Annotated in this window: 14 protein-coding genes and 1 riboswitch; of the genes, 8 read left to right on the forward strand and 6 right to left on the reverse strand. The window is 73.1% G+C overall.

Translation table 11 applies throughout. From position 1 onward, the window contains the following. Positions 1 to 7: 7 nt before the first annotated feature. Together ACFQ6X_RS00865 and ACFQ6X_RS00870 are read right to left on the reverse strand one after the other, a co-directional pair. Positions 8 to 1,996, reverse strand: coding sequence for a helix-turn-helix domain-containing protein (locus ACFQ6X_RS00865; protein ID WP_383173852.1), 1,989 nt, complete (start codon positions 1,994 to 1,996; stop codon positions 8 to 10). Between the two features lie 36 nt (positions 1,997 to 2,032). Next, on the reverse strand, positions 2,033 to 2,827 hold the full coding sequence (locus ACFQ6X_RS00870; protein WP_383173855.1) for a 3-hydroxybutyrate dehydrogenase: 795 nt from the start codon (positions 2,825 to 2,827) through the stop codon (positions 2,033 to 2,035). Between the two features lie 273 nt (positions 2,828 to 3,100). Here ACFQ6X_RS00870 and ACFQ6X_RS00875 point away from each other — a divergent pair, with 273 nt between their 5' ends. After that, a complete protein-coding gene (locus tag ACFQ6X_RS00875) occupies positions 3,101 to 4,582 on the forward strand; it encodes a PHB depolymerase family esterase (RefSeq protein ID WP_383173858.1) in 1,482 nt (493 codons plus the stop codon). Here ACFQ6X_RS00875 and ACFQ6X_RS00880 read toward each other — a convergent pair. After that, a complete protein-coding gene (locus ACFQ6X_RS00880; RefSeq protein WP_383173861.1) occupies positions 4,564 to 5,028 on the reverse strand; it encodes a hypothetical protein in 465 nt (154 codons plus the stop codon). The genes ACFQ6X_RS00875 and ACFQ6X_RS00880 overlap by 19 nt on opposite strands. Positions 5,029 to 5,276: 248 nt before the next feature. Next, positions 5,277 to 5,347: riboswitch (cobalamin riboswitch) on the forward strand. Between the two features lie 125 nt (positions 5,348 to 5,472). Here ACFQ6X_RS00880 and ACFQ6X_RS00885 point away from each other — a divergent pair. The 6 genes from ACFQ6X_RS00885 (at position 5,473) to ACFQ6X_RS00910 (ending at position 11,805) form a co-directional block, all read left to right on the forward strand. Beyond that, a complete protein-coding gene (locus ACFQ6X_RS00885) occupies positions 5,473 to 6,720 on the forward strand; it encodes a prenyltransferase/squalene oxidase repeat-containing protein (RefSeq protein WP_383173863.1) in 1,248 nt (415 codons plus the stop codon). Continuing rightward, positions 6,717 to 7,391, forward strand: a complete 675-nt coding sequence (locus tag ACFQ6X_RS00890; RefSeq protein ID WP_383173866.1) for an SCO2322 family protein — start codon at positions 6,717 to 6,719, stop codon at positions 7,389 to 7,391. Before ACFQ6X_RS00885 ends, ACFQ6X_RS00890 begins: the two co-directional genes overlap by 4 nt. Further along, on the forward strand, positions 7,388 to 8,536 hold the full coding sequence (locus tag ACFQ6X_RS00895; RefSeq protein ID WP_383173869.1) for an energy-coupling factor transporter transmembrane component T: 1,149 nt from the start codon (positions 7,388 to 7,390) through the stop codon (positions 8,534 to 8,536). Before ACFQ6X_RS00890 ends, ACFQ6X_RS00895 begins: the two co-directional genes overlap by 4 nt. After that, positions 8,533 to 10,269 (forward strand): ABC transporter ATP-binding protein, encoded by a 1,737-nt coding sequence (locus ACFQ6X_RS00900; protein WP_383173872.1) that lies wholly within the window; start codon positions 8,533 to 8,535, stop codon positions 10,267 to 10,269. The genes ACFQ6X_RS00895 and ACFQ6X_RS00900 overlap by 4 nt, the downstream gene beginning before the upstream one ends. Continuing rightward, a complete protein-coding gene (locus tag ACFQ6X_RS00905) occupies positions 10,266 to 11,090 on the forward strand; it encodes an ECF transporter S component (protein ID WP_329211546.1) in 825 nt (274 codons plus the stop codon). The genes ACFQ6X_RS00900 and ACFQ6X_RS00905 overlap by 4 nt, the downstream gene beginning before the upstream one ends. A gap of 274 nt (positions 11,091 to 11,364) precedes the next feature. Further along, complete coding sequence (locus ACFQ6X_RS00910; protein WP_383173875.1) at positions 11,365 to 11,805, forward strand: lytic transglycosylase domain-containing protein; 441 nt, start codon at positions 11,365 to 11,367, stop codon at positions 11,803 to 11,805. 71 nt (positions 11,806 to 11,876) lie between these two features. Here ACFQ6X_RS00910 and ACFQ6X_RS00915 read toward each other — a convergent pair whose 3' ends face one another. From ACFQ6X_RS00915 to aroQ, 3 genes are all read right to left on the reverse strand, one after another. Beyond that, positions 11,877 to 13,667, reverse strand: coding sequence for a bifunctional sugar phosphate isomerase/epimerase/4-hydroxyphenylpyruvate dioxygenase family protein (locus tag ACFQ6X_RS00915; RefSeq protein WP_383173878.1), 1,791 nt, complete (start codon positions 13,665 to 13,667; stop codon positions 11,877 to 11,879). Positions 13,668 to 13,733: 66 nt separating this feature from the next. Next, positions 13,734 to 14,597, reverse strand: coding sequence for a shikimate dehydrogenase (locus ACFQ6X_RS00920; RefSeq protein ID WP_383173881.1), 864 nt, complete (start codon positions 14,595 to 14,597; stop codon positions 13,734 to 13,736). Next, positions 14,594 to 15,064, reverse strand: coding sequence for a type II 3-dehydroquinate dehydratase (aroQ, locus tag ACFQ6X_RS00925; protein ID WP_383173884.1), 471 nt, complete (start codon positions 15,062 to 15,064; stop codon positions 14,594 to 14,596). The genes ACFQ6X_RS00920 and aroQ overlap by 4 nt, the downstream gene beginning before the upstream one ends. Before the next feature lie 145 nt (positions 15,065 to 15,209). On the opposite strand from aroQ, the gene ACFQ6X_RS00930 reads away from it, so the two are divergent. After that, entirely contained in the window at positions 15,210 to 15,872 is a 663-nt protein-coding gene (locus ACFQ6X_RS00930) for a TetR family transcriptional regulator (RefSeq protein WP_383173887.1), read from the forward strand. Positions 15,873 to 15,891 lie beyond the last annotated feature (19 nt).

Below are 15,891 nucleotides of genomic sequence, written 5' to 3' on the forward strand. Positions count from 1 at the left end.
GCCCGGATCACTCGTCCCGGCCGCCCGAGAGCAGTTGCAGCCGCAGCGCCAGCTGAAGCTCCAGCGCCCGGTCCGGCTCGTTCCAGTCGCGGCCCAGCAGCACCTGGATGCGGTCCAGCCGCTGCACCACCGTGTTCACATGGACGTGCAGCTCGTCCTTGGCCCGGATGAGGCTGCCGCCCGCGGCGAAGTACGCCCGCAGCGTCCGGACCAGGTGGGTGCCGCGCCGCTCGTCGTACGTCAGCAGCGGGCCCAGCACCGCGGTGACGAAGCCGTCCACGTCCTTCGCGTTGCCCAGCACCACACCGAGGAAGCCGAGTTCGTCGACACAGGCGCCCTCGCCCGCACGCCCCAGCACCCGCATCGCCCGCAGACAGCGCGCGGCCTCCGCATGGGCGGCGGCCAGTTCGCGCGGGCCCCGTGCGGGCCCCGTGCCCGCGACGGTGACGGGCGCCTGGACCAGGTGCCCGAGCTGCGTGGCCGCCGCCCGCGCGGCCTCGCCGGCAGCCGCGGCGGACATCGGTGTCCGGCCGTCGCAGTCGATCAACAGCACGACCGTACCCGCGTGTTCGGCGCTCACTCCGTGGATGTCGCCGCCGAACAGGTACCGCATCGCCGCGCCGCCGAGCTTCTCCCGGGCCGCCGCCTCCGCCACCAGCAGCAGATGCGGCCGGTCCAGATCGATGCCGAGCCGTCTGCCGCGCTCGGCGAGTCCCGCCGGGTCGCGCTCCGGGTCACTGAGCAGATCGCTGATCAGCTCGCCCCGTATCCGGTTCTCTGTCTCGGCGACCGTGCGGCGCAGCAGCAGGAGCAGACCGGTGACGACAGCGGCGCGCTCGAAGAGCCGCCGGTCGGAGTCGTCGAGGCGGTCCGGCCGGTGCAGCACCAGACTGGCCAGGAGCTCCTGGCCGGCGAGCACGGCGCAGATCCACCGGCCGTCGCGGTGCACCGCGCGCCCCCCGTTCCGGGACTCCTCCGCGGTCCCGGCGAGCCAGCCCGCGTCCATGCTGTCGACGGCGAACGCCCCGCCCTGCGGTGACACGGCCGCCAGTGGCCGCCCGACCGGATCGTGAATGGTCAGGGCGCTGTCCAGCAGCCCCGCCACGGACGCGGCGACATCCTTGACGTCGCCCCCGCGCAGCACCAGGTCGGTGAGCCGGTCGTGGGCCTCCTCGGCCCGTTGCATGGCGGCCGAGTGCGCGCGTACGGCGGCGTTGGCCTCGGCGAGTTCCGCGTTCGCACCGGCGAGTTCGGCGAGGGCCGATCTGGTGTCGTCCAGCGCCCGGGCGGTGTCGATCGCGATCGCGGCGTGGGCGGCGAGCGAGCACAGCAGGGCCACCTCCTCGGGGCTGAAGACGCGGGGGGCCCGGTCCGCGGCGAAGAGGACGCCGATGACCTTTCCCGTACCGCCGCGGCTGGAGCCGAGCAGCAGGGGCACTCCCAGGATCGCGACGAGCCCCTCGTCGAGCACACCGGCGTTGATGTTGTGGGTGTGGCGGAAGCGGTCGTCGGTGCGGTAGTCGGGGGTGGCGTACGGGCTCGCGGTCTGTGCCACGAGTCCGCCGAGCCCCTCGCCCAGTTCGAGGCGCAGCCGCTGGAAGAGGACGGACACCGATCCGTCGGTGACCCGCATGTAGGTGTCCCCCGCCTCCTCGTCGGGGAGCGTGAGGTAGGCGGTGTCGGTGCCCAGCAGCATCCTGGCCCGCCGCACGATGGCCTTCAGCACATCGTCCAGGTCCCGGGAGGCCGCCAGGTCGCCCGCGGTGTCGAAGAGGGCGGTGAGCTGGAGTTCCCGCCGCCGGTGCTGGCGCAGGACCCCCCTGATCCGCAGGGCGGTCGCGGCCGCCCGCTCCACCTCGGCCAGTTCGGCGGCGGGCACCCCGGCGGCCCTGGCTTCCGAGGTGACGACGCCGATCGCCTCGGCGGGGGCGTCGTCGGCCAGCAGGTCGAGGAGGCGCGCCAGGAGGGGGGTGGCGGAGGGGGACGGTTCAGACATGGGCGGCCATCGTTCTTCGGTGGGCGGGGGGAGAGGTCAGTTGGCGGTCCAGCCGCCGTCCATCGCGAGGGAGGTTCCGGTGATGTGCCCCGTGCCGGGACCGCACAGCCACAGGACGGCGCCGGCCACGTCGCCGGGTTCGATCAGCCGCTTGATGGCGCTGCGCTCCAGCAGCACCCGGCCCACCACGTCCTGTTCCGAGATGCCGTGGCTGCGGGCCTGGTCGGCGATCTGGTTCTCGACGAGGGGGGTGCGGACGTAGCCGGGGCTGACGCAGTTGCTCGTCACCCCGTGCTCCGCCGCTTCGAGTGCGACCACCTTGCTGAGTCCCTCCAGTGCGTGCTTGGCCGAGACATAGGCCGATTTGTAAGGACTGGCGCGCAGCCCGTGTACGGACGAGATGTTGACGACGCGCCCCCAGCCGCGTTCGTACATGCCGGGGAGCGTACGGCGCAAGATGCGGAACGGTGCTTCCACCATCACCCGGTGGATCAGTGTGAAGCGGTCCGGCGGGAAGTCGTGCACCGGTGCCACATGCTGCAGCCCCGCGTTGTTGACCACGATGTCCGCGCCGTCGGGCAGTGCGTCCACCGCCTCGGCCACGGAGAGGTCGGCCACCCAGGCCGTTCCGCCGATCCGGTCGGCCAGTTCCTTGACCGCGTCGGCGGCCTTGTCCACCACGTGCACATGGGCGCCCGCGGCGGCGAGGGCCTGCGCGCAGGCCAGCCCGATGCCGCTCGCCGCACCGGTGACCAGCGCGGTGCGCCCGGCCAGGGACCGGTCTGCGGGGGGCGTGGGGGGTTCGAGATCGGGGGTCCGGGAAGTCTGCATGAGCGTCACCGTAAGGACGTCACCGCCCGCATCACACGGGGTCGGTGCACACACCCTCGGGCGACGGCATGGTGGCGGCGTACATGGTGCGGGCGGAGCGGCGGGCGGGCGGATCCGGGGCGGGAGCCGGATGCCCGAGGGCCGGGAGCCGGACGCAAGAGGAGTGCCGCACACAGCACGGCGCAGCGGATGTCCTCCTGCCACATGGGCGGCGACCGGCCCGGCTCATAGGTTCCGGCAGCAGTCCGCACGTCCGACCAGGGAGGCCCCACCGTGCGCCCACCGATCCTGCGACGCCTGTTCCGCCGCGTCGCCTCCACCGCAGTACTCGGTCTTCTCGCCGCGACCCTCGGTACGGCCGTGACCGCCCCGCCGGCCGCGGCCGCCGCCGGTCTGACGCAGGTCACCGGCTTCGGTACGAACCCCGGCAATCTGCAGATGTTCGCGTACACCCCGGACAACCTGGCGGCCGGAGCGCCGCTGGTCGTCGCCCTGCACGGCTGTACCCAGACGGCCAACGCCTACTACACCAACTCGGGCTGGCCGAAGTTCGCCGACGCCTGGGGCTTCGACGTCGTCTTCCCGCAGACGACGTCGGCGAACAACGCGCTGTCCTGCTTCGGCTGGTTCGACCAGGCGGAGAGCACCCGGGGCCGGGGCGAGGCCGCGTCCATCGTGCAGATGGTCGAGTACGCGAAGCAGACGTACGGCTCCGACGGCCGCCGGGTGTACGTCACGGGGCTGTCCGCGGGCGGCGGCATGACGGCCGATCTGCTCGCCGCGTACCCGGATGTGTTCGCGGGCGGGTCCGTGGCCTCCGGGCTGCCCGCGCAGTGCGCCACCAGCCAGGCCGCCGCGTCCGGCTGCCAGACCGGGCCGCAGAGGCTGACGCCCGCCCAGTGGGGCGACAAGGTCCGCAACTCCTACCCCGGCCACACCGGGCCGTGGCCCCGGGTCGCGATCTGGCAGGGCACCTCGGACTACACGGTCTACCCGGCCAACGCCACCGCGCTGCGCGACCAGTGGACCGATGTCTGGGGCATCGGCCAGACCCCGTCCAGCACCCGGAGCCTGCCCGGCAACACCACGCAGACCACCTACGACGACGCCTCCGGCAAGCCGGCCGTGGAGATGTTCTCCGTGTCCGGCATGGGGCACGGTCTGCCGGTGAGCCCGGGCTCGGGTGCCGATCAGTGCGGGTCGACGGCCGCCTACTTCCTGAACACCATCTGCTCCACGTACTACACGGGTGTCTTCTGGGGTCTGGACCAGGGCACCCCGGGCGGTGGGGACGGGCTGCCGGCCCCCGCCGGGCTGAAGGTCACCGGGGTCACCGACGCCAGCGCGTCGCTGTCGTGGAGCGCGGTCGCGGGAGCGGCCTCGTACAAGGTGTTCCGCGACGGCACCGCGGTGGGCTCGCCCGCGTCGACGTCCTTCACCGACACCGGGCTGTCCGCCGGGGCCTCCTACCGCTACACCGTGGCGGCGGCCGACTCCTCGGGCACGGCCGGGGCCGTCACGTCCGCGGTGACCGCGACCACCTCGGGAGGCTCGGCCCCCGCACAGTGCTTCACCGCGACGAACTACGCGCATGTGGCGGCGGGGCGGGCGTACACCTCGGGCGGATACGTGTACGCGAACGGCTCCGCGCAGAACATGGGGCTGTACAACGTGTTCGTCACCCACACGCTCAGGGAGTCACCGGCCGGCCACTTCGTGATCGCGGACTCCGGTTGTCAGGCCGGGTCCTCGTAGTCGCCGCGGATCGAGTCGGGCAGCTCGCAGCCGTCCTCGACGGCTGTGAGCGACACGATCTGCTCCGTGCCGAAGCCCTCCATCGCGTAGTGCCGGGCGTACACCTTCCAGCCCCGCTTGGCGAGGGTGCGGAAGGTGACGTCCTGCTCCGCGTGGCTGGAGACGATCTCCCAGTCCTGGGTGCGCAGCGCCTTGACCGTGGCCTCGAAGGCCCGGGCCGCGTCCGCCGCGGGCGCGTCCCCCATCCAGGGCGCCACGCAGTCCTGCCAGGCCCCCTCGGGCATGCCGGCCGTGGAGGTGTCGCCGGGCGGGAGCCCCGCCGCGTCGGCGAGGGCCGCTATCTCGTCGCCCACCGTCTGCTTGGTGAACGGTGCGGTGGGCGAGGGTGACGCCTTCGGCGCACTGTCGCTCCCGCCGACAAGACCGCAGCCTGCGGCCATGGTCATGAATGCGCTCACCGCGGCCGTCACGGCCACCGTTCTTCTTGTACGCACAGGTGCTTCCCGCCCCGGTCGTTCCTCCCCACGGGCGGGTGCCCGTGCGATCCCCGCCGGAGTTTCGCATGCGCTCTGACCTGCTGGGAAGGCCTTTCCTCCGTTGTCCTGCGGCAGGTCCACCGCGGGCGGAGCCGTCCGCACACAGCGGCCCCGAGGCGCCCCGGTAGAGTGAGCGGGTCGTCATCATGCCCGTACGGGGGGAAGCCGGTGCGAATCCGGCGCTGACCCGCAGCCGTCATCCGCCCCGGGGCGGAGAGCCGGAATGCCCCGTCCGTGAGCGTGACCGGCTCGCGCCACCGGAACCCCGGTGGCGGCACCGTCGAGGTATACGGGGCCGAGCCCGGTGCATCCGTGTGCCTGTGCCCGGTCCTCGCAGGAGAGGCCCAGCCCGCCATGACCGTACGCCGCCGCGCGGCAGCACTCGCGATCACCGCCGTGCTCTGTTCCGCAGCCGCCCCCGCAGCGGTCGCCGCACCGAGTCCTTCCCCGTCGGCGGACCTGCCGGCCGGGCTGTACGGGACGAAGGACCCCACGTACGACGGTGTGTGGCGACAGTCGCTGGCCTTCCTCGCCCAGAAGATCGAACTGGTCACGCCCGCCACGGAGTCGGTGGACTGGCTCGTGGGCCAGCAGTGCGACGACGGTGCCTTCGCCTCGTACCGCGACGCTTCCAAGCCCTGCGACGCGAAGACGGTGGCGGACACCAACGCGACCGCGGCCGCGGTCCAGGCCATGGTCGAGCTCGCCGTGCACCGCGAGGTCGTGGACATGGGCGTCGGCTTCCTCAAGTCCGTACAGAACGAGGACGGCGGCTGGGGGTACAACCCGGGCAGCCCGAGCGACGCCAACTCCACCTCCGTCGTGATCGGAGCGCTGGCCCGCGCGGGTGTGCCGCTGGCCGACATCACGACCGACTCGGGGAAGACGCCGTACACGGCGCTGCAGACGTTCGCCCTGCCGTGCGGCGGCGAGGGCGGCGGCGCGTTCGCGTACCAGCCGGACAAGGACGGCAAGCTCACCGCCAACGCGGACGCCACGGCGGCAGCGGTGCTCGGCGCGATGGGCAAGGGCCTGGCCGCCGGCAACTCCAACGCGGTGAAGGCCCCCGTCTGCCACAAGGGCACCGGCCTCACGGCCGAACAGTCCGCGCAGAACGGCGCCTACTTCCTCGCGGGCGCGCTCGCGAAGTCGGGCCATCTCGACCTCCCCCCGATGCCGGGTGCCGAGGACGCCGCACCGCAGCCGGACTTCGGCAACACCGCCGACGCGGTCGTCGCCCTGGCCGCGTCCGGCCACAAGGACAAGGCGGCCGGAGCGGTCACCTACCTGCAGAAGAACTCTCAGGCGTGGGCCAAGGAGGGCGGCCCCGCCGCCACCGCCCAGCTGGTGCTCGCCGCACACGCGACGGGCGCGGACGCGCGTGACTTCGGCGGCGTCGACCTCGTCAAGCAGCTCAACGCCACCGGGCCCAAGCCTGCCGCCACCGCCGTGCCCTCGCCGACCGCGTCGGCGCAGCAGCAGAAGGACACGAGCAGCGACGACGGCGGACTGGGTGTCTGGTGGCTCGTCGGTATCGGTCTCGCCTTCGGTGCGGGCATCGGCTTCCTGCTCAGCGGACGCCGGAAGAACCAGGGCCTGTGAGGCGCACGCCGGTCACCGCGGCGCTCCTCCTCCTCATCGGCGCCCTACTGACCGTGCTGGGCGCGGGCAGCGCGCAGGCGGCCGGTTACCGCTACTGGTCGTTCTGGGAGGGCGACGGCGGGAAGAACTGGTCGTACGCCACGCAGGGCCCGTCCCTGGTCCGGCCGGACGACGGCGCGGTGCAGGGTTTCCGGTTCTCGGTGAGCGAGGACTCGCAGGATTCGGCGCAGCCGCGCAGGGCCCCGGACTTCGGGGCGATCTGTGCGGGGACCCCCGCCGAGGAAGGCACCAAGCGGATCGCGCTGGTCATCGACCCGGGGACGGCGGCGGACGCCCCGGACGGCGAGAAGCCGCCCGCGCTGCGTACCGCGTGCGCCCAGGTGGAGCCGGACGCGAGCACCGCCGAGGCGCTCGCCTCGGTGGCGAAGCCGCTGCGGTACGACAGTTCCGCGATGCTCTGTGCGATCTCGGACTATCCCGCGTCGGGCTGCGGTGAGCAGGTCGGCGAGGACTCCGGTGCCTCGGACACCGGCGATCCGGCCACGGCGTCCGCCACGGACGACGCCTCCGACGGCTCCGGCGGCGGTCCGTCGGCCGGTGTGCTGGCCGGGGTCGGCGCGGTCCTCCTGCTCGGTATCGCCGCGGTGCTGCAGGCCCGACGCCGGCGATGACGCGTTCCACCGGCACGGCCCGGCTCCACCGTGCGCTGCTCGCGCCCGAGGCCACCCGCAGCAACGCGCTGCCGGCCGGGGCCTGGTGGCTGTGGGCGCTCGGCCTCGCCACGGCCGCGTCCCGTACGACCAATCCGCTGCTGCTCGGGCTGTTGGTGGGAGTGGCGGGCTATGTCGTGGCGGCCCGCCGCACTGACGCGCCGTGGGCCCGCTCCTACGGTGCGTTCATCAAGCTGGGGCTGTTCGTCGTCGGTGTGCGGCTGGTCTTCTCGGTGTTCCTCGGATCACCGATCCCCGGGACGCACACGGTGTTCACGCTGCCCGAGGTTCCGCTGCCCGACTGGGCGCAGGGTGTCAGGATCGGCGGCCGGGTCACCGCGGAGCAACTGGTCTTCGCGTCGTACGACGGGGCGAAGCTGGCCACCCTGCTGATCTGTGTGGGGGCGGCGAACTCGCTGGCCAACCCGGCCCGGCTCCTGAAGTCGCTGCCGGGCGCGCTGTACGAGGCGGGAGTCGCCGTCGTCGTCGCGATGACCTTCGCGCCGAACATGGTCGCCGATGTGGTGCGGCTGCGGACGGCCCGGAGGCTGCGGGGGCGTGCGACCGGCGGGGTCGGGGCGGTGCTCCAGATCGGGCTGCCTGTGCTGGAGGGCGCGCTGGAGCGTTCGGTGGCCGTGGCGGCGTCGATGGACGCCCGGGGGTACGGGCGCACGGCCCAGGTCCCGCCCGCCGTCCGGCTCACGACGAACGTGCTCACGCTCGGCGGGCTGCTGGGCGTGTGCGCGGGAACGTACGGGCTGCTGGCCGTGGAGGGCGCGGTGTACGGGCTGCCGCTGCTGCTCGCCGGGCTGGTCGCGGCCGTGGCGGGGCTCAGGCTCGGCGGGCGCCGCTCGGTCCGTACCCGCTACCGGCCGGACCGGTGGGGTGTACGCGCCTGGCTGGTCGCGGGCTCGGGTGCGGTGGTCGCGGCCGCGATGATCTGGGCGGGGAGCGCCGATCCGGCGGCACTGCGCCCCGGTGTCGTACCACTGACCGCTCCCGTACTGCCGCTGTGGCCCGCTGCCGCGGTGCTGGCCGGGCTGTTGCCCGCCGTGGTGGCGCCCGTCCCGCCGCCGAACTCCCGTACGTCCAAGGAGCAGCCGTGATCAGGTTCGAACAGGTTTCGGTGCAGTACGAGGGCACGGACCGTCCCACGCTCTCGGGCGTCGACCTCACCGTCCCGGAGGGTGAGCTGGCGCTGCTCGTCGGCCCGTCCGGAGTCGGCAAGTCGACTCTGCTGGGTGCCGTCTCGGGTCTCGTGCCGCACTTCACCGGCGGTGTGCTCAGGGGCCGGGTCACGGTCGACGGCCGTGACACCCGTACCCACAAGCCACGTGAACTCGCCGATCTCGTCGGCACGGTGGGCCAGGACCCGCTCGCCCACTTCGTCACGGACACGGTCGAGGACGAGCTGGCGTACGGCATGGAGTCGCTGGGCCTCGCCCCCGATGTGATGCGGCGGCGTGTCGAGGAGACGCTGGACCTGCTGGGTCTGGCGGAGCTGCGCGACCGGCCGATCGCCACGCTCTCCGGGGGTCAGCAGCAGCGCGTCGCGATCGGCTCGGTCCTCACCCCGCACCCCAAGGTCCTGGTCCTCGACGAGCCGACGTCCGCGCTGGACCCGGCGGCGGCCGAGGAGGTCCTGGCGGTGCTCCAGCGTCTGGTGCACGACCTGGGGACGACGGTGCTGATGGCCGAGCACCGGCTGGAGCGGGTGGTGCAGTACGCGGACCGGATCGTCCTGCTGCCCTCGCCCGGCGCGGCCCCGGTCGTCGGCGCGCCCGCGGACATCATGGCCGTCTCGCCCGTACGCCCGCCGGTGGTGGCCCTCGGGCAGCTGGTGGGCTGGGAGCCGCTGCCGCTGTCGGTGCGCGACGCCCGGCGCCGGGGCGCGGAGCTCCGGGAGCGGCTGGCGCAGGTGCGATTGCCGCCCGGGCCTGTCTCCCCGCCCCCCGTCGTCGCCCCGCTCCCCGCTCCCGCCGCCGCACCCCCGGGTCTGATCGGCCGGCTGCTCGGCCGTGGCCCGCGCCAAGCCCCCGGCCCCGGCCCCGGTGCGGACGACCCCGTCACCCGGGTCGAGAGGCTCGGCGTGCGGCGCGGGCGCGTCGAGGCGCTGCGCCGGGTGACGCTGTCCGTCGCACCCGGCGAGACCGTGGCGCTGATGGGCCGCAACGGTGCGGGGAAGTCGACCCTGCTGTCCACGCTCGTCGGAATGATCGAGCCGACCACGGGTTCCGTACGCGTGGGCGGCCTGGTCCCCTCCCGTACGGCCCCGCGCGACATGGTGCGCCGGGTCGGGCTCGTACCGCAGGAGCCACGCGATCTGCTGTACGCCGACACGGTCGCCGGCGAGTGCGCGGCGGCCGACTCCGACGCGGGCGCGCCCGCGGGCAGCTGTCGCGCCCTGGTCTCCGAGCTGCTGCCCGGTGTGCCGGACGACACCCACCCGCGCGACCTGTCCGAGGGGCAGCGTCTCGCCCTGGCCCTGGCGCTGGTGCTCACCGCCCGGCCCCCGCTCCTCCTCCTGGACGAGCCGACGCGGGGCCTCGACTACGCGGCGAAGGCCCGCCTGGTCGGGGTGCTTCGCGCTCTGGCCGCCGACGGTCACGCCATCGTCCTGGCCACGCACGACGTGGAGCTGGCGGCGGAGCTGGCCCAGCGGGTGGTGATCCTCGCCGACGGCGAGATCGTCGCCGACGGCCCGACCCGCCAGGTCGTGGTCTCCTCCCCCGCGTTCGCCCCGCAGACCGCGAAGATCCTGGCCCCGCAGGAGTGGCTGACCGTGACGCAGGTACGTACGGCGCTGGAAGCGTCCGGTCCTGGGGAGCCCACCGCATGACCGGCTCCCGTCCGGCGCGCCCGGTCCGTATCGGCCCGCGTGCCGCTGCCGCACTCGTCCTCGTCAGCGCGATCGGGGTGATCGCCTTCGGCTGGCCGCTGCTGGCCGGCGAGGGATCCGGTGTCACCGCCCACGCCCAGGACGCGCCGTGGCTGTTCGCCGCGCTGCTCGTCCTGCTCGTCGGCGTGGTCGTCGCGACGATCGCGGACGGCGGGCTGGACGCGAAAGCGGTCGCGATGCTCGGTGTCCTCGCGGCGGTGGGCGCCGCGCTGCGCCCCCTGGGGGCGGGGACGGCGGGCCTGGAACCCATGTTCTTCCTGATGGTGCTGAGCGGACGGGTCCTGGGCCCGGGCTTCGGTTTCGTGCTCGGCTCGGTGACGTTGTTCGCCTCCGCCCTGCTCACGGGAGGAGTGGGTCCGTGGATGCCGTTCCAGATGCTGTCGATGGGCTGGTTCGCGATGGGCGCGGGCCTGCTGCCCGGCCCGGAGCGGCTGCGGGGCAGGGGCGAGGTGCTGATGCTCGCGGCGTACGGATGTGTGGCGGCGTTCGCGTACGGCACAGTGATGAACCTGCAGGGCTGGACGCTCGTGACGGGGCTCGGGTCCGGGATCTCGTTCGTCGAGGGCGGCCCGCTGCACGAGAACCTGGTCCGCTTCCTCGCGTACTGCGTGGCCACCTCGCTCGGCTGGGACCTGGGCCGCGCCGTCCTCACCGTGGTCCTGACCCTCACGATCGGGCCCACCCTGCTGAAGGCGCTGCGGCGGGCCACCCGGCGTGCGGCCTTCGAGGCCCAGGTCACATTCGAGGTCCCGAAGGCGTGAGGGCGCCCACAGGACCTCGGTCCTGTACGACCCGGCCCCGTAGGGCGTGATCCCTCGCCCGGGCCCCGTTCCCGGCGGCACGTACGGGGCCTTCGGCCCCCTGGTACTACGCGGGGTCGTACCGGCGCTCGTTGCGCGGCCCGGGCCGCGTCGCTGACGATGGATGACGTCGCCGAGCACCGCAGCGTCCGCACGGACGGACCGCGGTCCATGAGTACCGGTCCCGCACTTCAGGGCCGGCCGCGACCTCCCCGTCCCCGACGTTAGGTTCCACGTGTCGTTCGCCCGTCGCATCCTCGCCCAGCCCCGCATCACCCGTCGCAGGGCCGCTGTCACCGGCGCCTCCGTGCTGCTGGGTGCCACCGGACTGGCCCTCGGCGTGACCCCGGCGATGGCCGCTGCGCCCGCCGCCGCTCCGACGACCGCGGCGAGCGCGCAGGACACGGCGAAGAAGATGATCGACGACAGCGCCCAGTACGAGTGCTTCAACAAGATCGTGGACCACGAGAGCGACTGGGACGTGCACGCCTCCAACGCCTCCTCCGGCGCGTACGGCCTGGTCCAGGCCCTGCCCGGCTCGAAGATGGCGTCGGCGGGCTCCGACTGGCAGACCAACGCCAAGACGCAGATCAAGTGGGGCGTCGACTACATGGAGGACCGCTACGGCAGCCCGTGCGGCGCCTGGGACTTCTGGCAGTCCAACGGCTGGTACTGATCCAGCAGCAGACACATCCCACAGGGCCCCGACCGGTTCACCGGTCGGGGCCCTGTGGTGTGCGCACGCGTTCACGTCCGCTGGGCGGCGAGCCGGACGGGGGCGTTCTGGGCCCCGTATCCGTCGTATCCGCCGGTGCGCTCGACGAGTTCGAAGAAGAGACTGCCGGTCGTCACGGTGTAGCAGTGCCGGAACTCCCCCTTCTCGTCACGGTCGTAGAGGATGCCGAGTTCGCGGTACGTCTCCAGCTCGCCGGGGGCGAACTCGTGGCGCGCGGCCAGGTCGTCGTAGTAGTTGGCGGGCACCGGCAGCAGCCGCGCGCCGGCCGCGCGGGCACGGCGGACCGCGGTGACCAGGTCGTCGGTGGCCAGGGCCACGTGCTGGGGGCGTGCGGGGTCGTCCGTGGGGGACGCCCCCACGCCGAGGGCGATGCGTACGGTTCCTTCGGGGTTGCTCGCGGCTCGACTGCGGAGCAGGCCGTACGGGTCCGCGAGGTCGATGCTCGCGTGCGGCCGGAGGCCGAGCACGCTGCGGTGGAAGAGGGCCGCCTCGTCGAACTGGTGCCAGGGCTGGGTCAGTGCGACGTGGTCGATGCGGGTGACGCCGATGCCGCCGGGCGGCGTGTGCGGGGCGGGTGCGAAGTCGCCGGTCCAGTCGGGCTGCCCGGGACGGCCCGTGGCGCAGAAGAAGAACTCGGTGCCGTCGGGCGCGGCCACCGCGTCCAGCGGTGCGTCCCGGGGTGCGCGGCGCCTGGGCAGGACGGGGGCGAGGAGGGACTCGGCGCGGGCGGACGCCGCCGCCGGGTCGGGGTTCTCCAGGCCGATGGCGGTGAGCGAGGGGTCCGGCAGGTGACTGCCGGTGCCGGTGTCGGTATCGGTGTTGAGGAGGATGCGGGCCCCGCCCTGTTCCCAGAGGTCCACCGGCTTGCCGGAGTGCCTGGCCGTGCGGGAGAAGCCGAGCGCGGTCAGCAGGGGCGTGATTCTGGCCGTGTCGGCGGTGGCGATCTCGACGAAGGCGAATCCGGTGGGGACGACCGGTGCCGGGGGCGCGGTCAGCCCCGCGGACTCCTGCAGCAGGGCGAGGGAGCGCTGGGCGTCCACGGCGGTGCGGCCCGCGTCCGCCTGGCGGAAGACGTCGTTGAAGACCTCGAGGGAGAGGGGCCCGTCGTAGCCGGCCCGCACGGCGGCCCGGACCAGCCCGGCGACGTCCAGGTCGCCCTGGCCCGGGAAGCAGCGGTAGTGGCGGCTCCACTGCAGGACGTCCAGGGCCATCAGGGGGGCGTCGGCGAGCTGCAGGAAGAAGATCCTGTCGCCGGGGATGTCCGCGATCCCCGCGGGTTCGGAGCCCCGGGCGAGGATGTGGAAGCTGTCCAGGCAGACGCCGAGAGCCGGATGGTCCGCGGCTTCGACGATGCGCCAGGCGTGGTCGTACGTACTGACGTGACGGCCCCAGGCCAGCGCCTCGTACGCGATGCGGATGCCGGACTCCTGGGCGAGGTCCGCGAGTCGGCGGAGCTGGTCGGCCGCGAGCGCGTCGTCGTCGAGGGCCTGCGGGGAGACGCTGGAACAGACCAGGACGGTGTCGGCACCCAGCCGCCGCATCAGACGGAACTTGTGCGCGGCACGCCGCAGGTTGCGGGCGAACACGTCCTCGGGGACGGCCTCGATGTCACGCATGGGCTGGTAGAGGTCGATCGTCAGGCCGAGGTCCGCGGTCCGTTCCCTGATCTCCTCCGGTGTGAGCGGGCTGCCGATCAGGTCGTTCTCGAAGATCTCGACGCCGTCGAAGCCGGCGCGCGCGGCAGCGGTGAGCTTCTCGGTGAGCGGGCCGCTGAGCGAGACGGTGGCGATGGACGTACGCATGTCGGTCCTCCGGGATTCGGGGATCGGGGATCGGGGTTCAGGAGTCCGGGTTTCCGGGTTCCTGGGTCAGCGAGTGCTCGTGAGATCCGCGATGTCGGCGAGCATGCGCGCGGTGTCGGGTTCACGGCCGGTGAAGAGCCGGAAGGAGTCGGCGGCCTGGTAGGCGGCCATACCGCCGCCGTCGAGGGTGGCGCAGCCGAGCGCGCGGGCGGTGCGTACGAGGGTCGTCTCCAGCGGACGGTAGACGACCTCGGCAACCCACAGGCCGGGGTGCAACAGGTCTGCGGGGAGCGGGAGTCCGGGGTGGGCGGCCATTCCGATGGGGGTGGCGTTGACCAGCCCGTCGGCACCGGCGGTCCGCGCGGCGATGTCGAGGAGGTCCGCGGCTTCCGCCCGCCCCGGACCGAAGTGCAGGTTCAGGGAACCGGCGAGGGCGGCAGCACGCTCGGGAACGGCGTCCAGCACGGTGAGCCGGCCGGCGCCCAGGGCGAGCAGCGCGTGGGCGACGGCCGCTCCCGCGCCGCCGGCGCCCAGCTGCACGACCCGGTCCAGTGCCGCGTCGGGCAGCCCTCGGGCGAAGGAGGCGGCGAAGCCCGTGGCGTCCGTGTTGTGGCCGGTCGCCCTGTCTCCCTCGAAGACAACGGTGTTGACCGCGCCGAGCGCCTCGGCCTGTGGGGAGAGCGCGTCGAGGTGCTCCAGGACCTGCTGTTTGCAGGGGTGGGTCACGTTGAGGCCGTCGTACCCCATGTCGCGCGCGGCGCGCACGAGTTCACCGGTCCTCTCCGGCGGGACACCGAGCGCGCCGATGTCGATGAGGCGGTAGAGGTAGCGCAGCCCCTGCCGGTCGGCTTCCCGTTCGTGGAGAGCGGGGCTGAGCGAGGGGCCGATGCCGGAGCCGATGAGGCCGACGAGGTACGAGTCCGGGCTCAACGGTTCTCCTCCAGGAGCTGGGCGAGGTGGGCGAGGGCCATGGCGTACCCGTGGGCACCCGCCCCGCAGATGACCGCATCGGCGACGGCCGAGACGTAGCTGTGGTGGCGGAACGCCTCACGCCGGTGGATGTTCGACAGGTGCACCTCCACGACGGGCAGCTCCACGGCGGCGAGCGCGTCGCGCAGGGCCACCGAGGTGTGGCTGTACCCGGCGGGGTTGATCACGATGCCCCGGTGGGCCGTGCGGGCCTCGTGGACGGCGTCGATGAGCACGCCCTCGTGGTTGCTCTGCCGGCAGTCGGCGCGCAGGTCGTGCTCCTGCGCGGTCCGGCGGCAGAGCTCCTCGACGTCGGTGAGGGTGCCCGTTCCGTAGACGGCGGGCTCGCGCAGACCGAGGAGGCCGAGGTTCGGCCCGTTCAGCACGAGGACCGGGGCGCCGTGGGGCGTGTCGGCGTGGTTCGGCATCGCTCACTTCCCATTAATGTACGGACTGGTTAGTTAGTCTTACCGAATGCGGGCCGCCCTGGGAAGACCCCGGCCCGGATCGGCCGCCCCGCCCCCCCGGCTTCTAGAATCGCGAGCACTCACCGACTGCCCGCGGAGGATCCGGATGACCAGCACCGAAGGACCCGTCCGACCCGCCGGGCGCACCCGCGACGCGGCCCGCACACGGGACGAGATCCTCACCGTGGCCACACGCGAGTTCGCACGCCTGGGCTACGCGGGGGCCCGGGTCGACGAGATCGCGGCCAGCACCCGCACCACGAAGCGCATGATCTATTACTACTTCGGCGGCAAGGAGCAGTTGTTCACCGCGGTACTGGAGCGGGCGTACAGCAGGATCCGGGAGGCCGAGCAGCTCCTGGACGTGGAGCACCTCGACCCCGTGGCCGCGGTCCGACGGCTGGCCGAGCTGACCTTCGACCACCACGAGGACCACCCGGACTTCATCCGGCTCGTCAGCATCGAGAACATCCACGAGGCCGAACACATCGCCGCTTCCGCCGAGTTGAGCCGTATCGGCTCCCCCGCGATCGATGTCCTGCGACGCATCCTGGACGCGGGCCGCGCATCGGGGCTGTTCACGGCGGACGTCGACGCCGTGGACCTGCACGCGATGATCAGTTCCTTCTGCTTCTTCCGGATCGCGAACCGGCACACCTTCGGGGCGCTCTTCGGCCGCGACCTGGTCGCCACGGACCGGCGGGAGCACTACCGGACCATGCTCGGCGACATGATCATCGCCTATCTGACGGCCGACCGGGCAGCCTGAGACCCGCGGCCGGGGCCGG

The sequence above is a fragment of the Streptomyces sp. NPDC056452 genome (assembly GCF_042796085.1).
Classification (GTDB): Bacteria; Actinomycetota; Actinomycetes; order Streptomycetales; family Streptomycetaceae; genus Streptomyces.

Bases quoted from the DNA above. Each gene is read 5' to 3' on its own strand.
- ACFQ6X_RS00865 (WP_383173852.1), bottom strand. From the start codon at position 1,996: ATGTCTGAACCGTCCCCCTCCGCCACCCCCCTCCTGGCGCGCCTCCTC.
- ACFQ6X_RS00870 (WP_383173855.1), bottom strand. From the start codon at position 2,827: ATGCAGACTTCCCGGACCCCCGATCTCGAACCCCCCACGCCCCCCGCA.
- ACFQ6X_RS00880 (WP_383173861.1), bottom strand. From the start codon at position 5,028: ATGACCATGGCCGCAGGCTGCGGTCTTGTCGGCGGGAGCGACAGTGCG.
- ACFQ6X_RS00885 (WP_383173863.1), top strand. From the start codon at position 5,473: ATGACCGTACGCCGCCGCGCGGCAGCACTCGCGATCACCGCCGTGCTC.
- ACFQ6X_RS00895 (WP_383173869.1), top strand. From the start codon at position 7,388: ATGACGCGTTCCACCGGCACGGCCCGGCTCCACCGTGCGCTGCTCGCG.
- ACFQ6X_RS00905 (WP_329211546.1), top strand. From the start codon at position 10,266: ATGACCGGCTCCCGTCCGGCGCGCCCGGTCCGTATCGGCCCGCGTGCC.
- ACFQ6X_RS00915 (WP_383173878.1), bottom strand. From the start codon at position 13,667: ATGCGTACGTCCATCGCCACCGTCTCGCTCAGCGGCCCGCTCACCGAG.
- aroQ (WP_383173884.1), bottom strand. From the start codon at position 15,064: ATGCCGAACCACGCCGACACGCCCCACGGCGCCCCGGTCCTCGTGCTG.
- ACFQ6X_RS00930 (WP_383173887.1), top strand. From the start codon at position 15,210: ATGACCAGCACCGAAGGACCCGTCCGACCCGCCGGGCGCACCCGCGAC.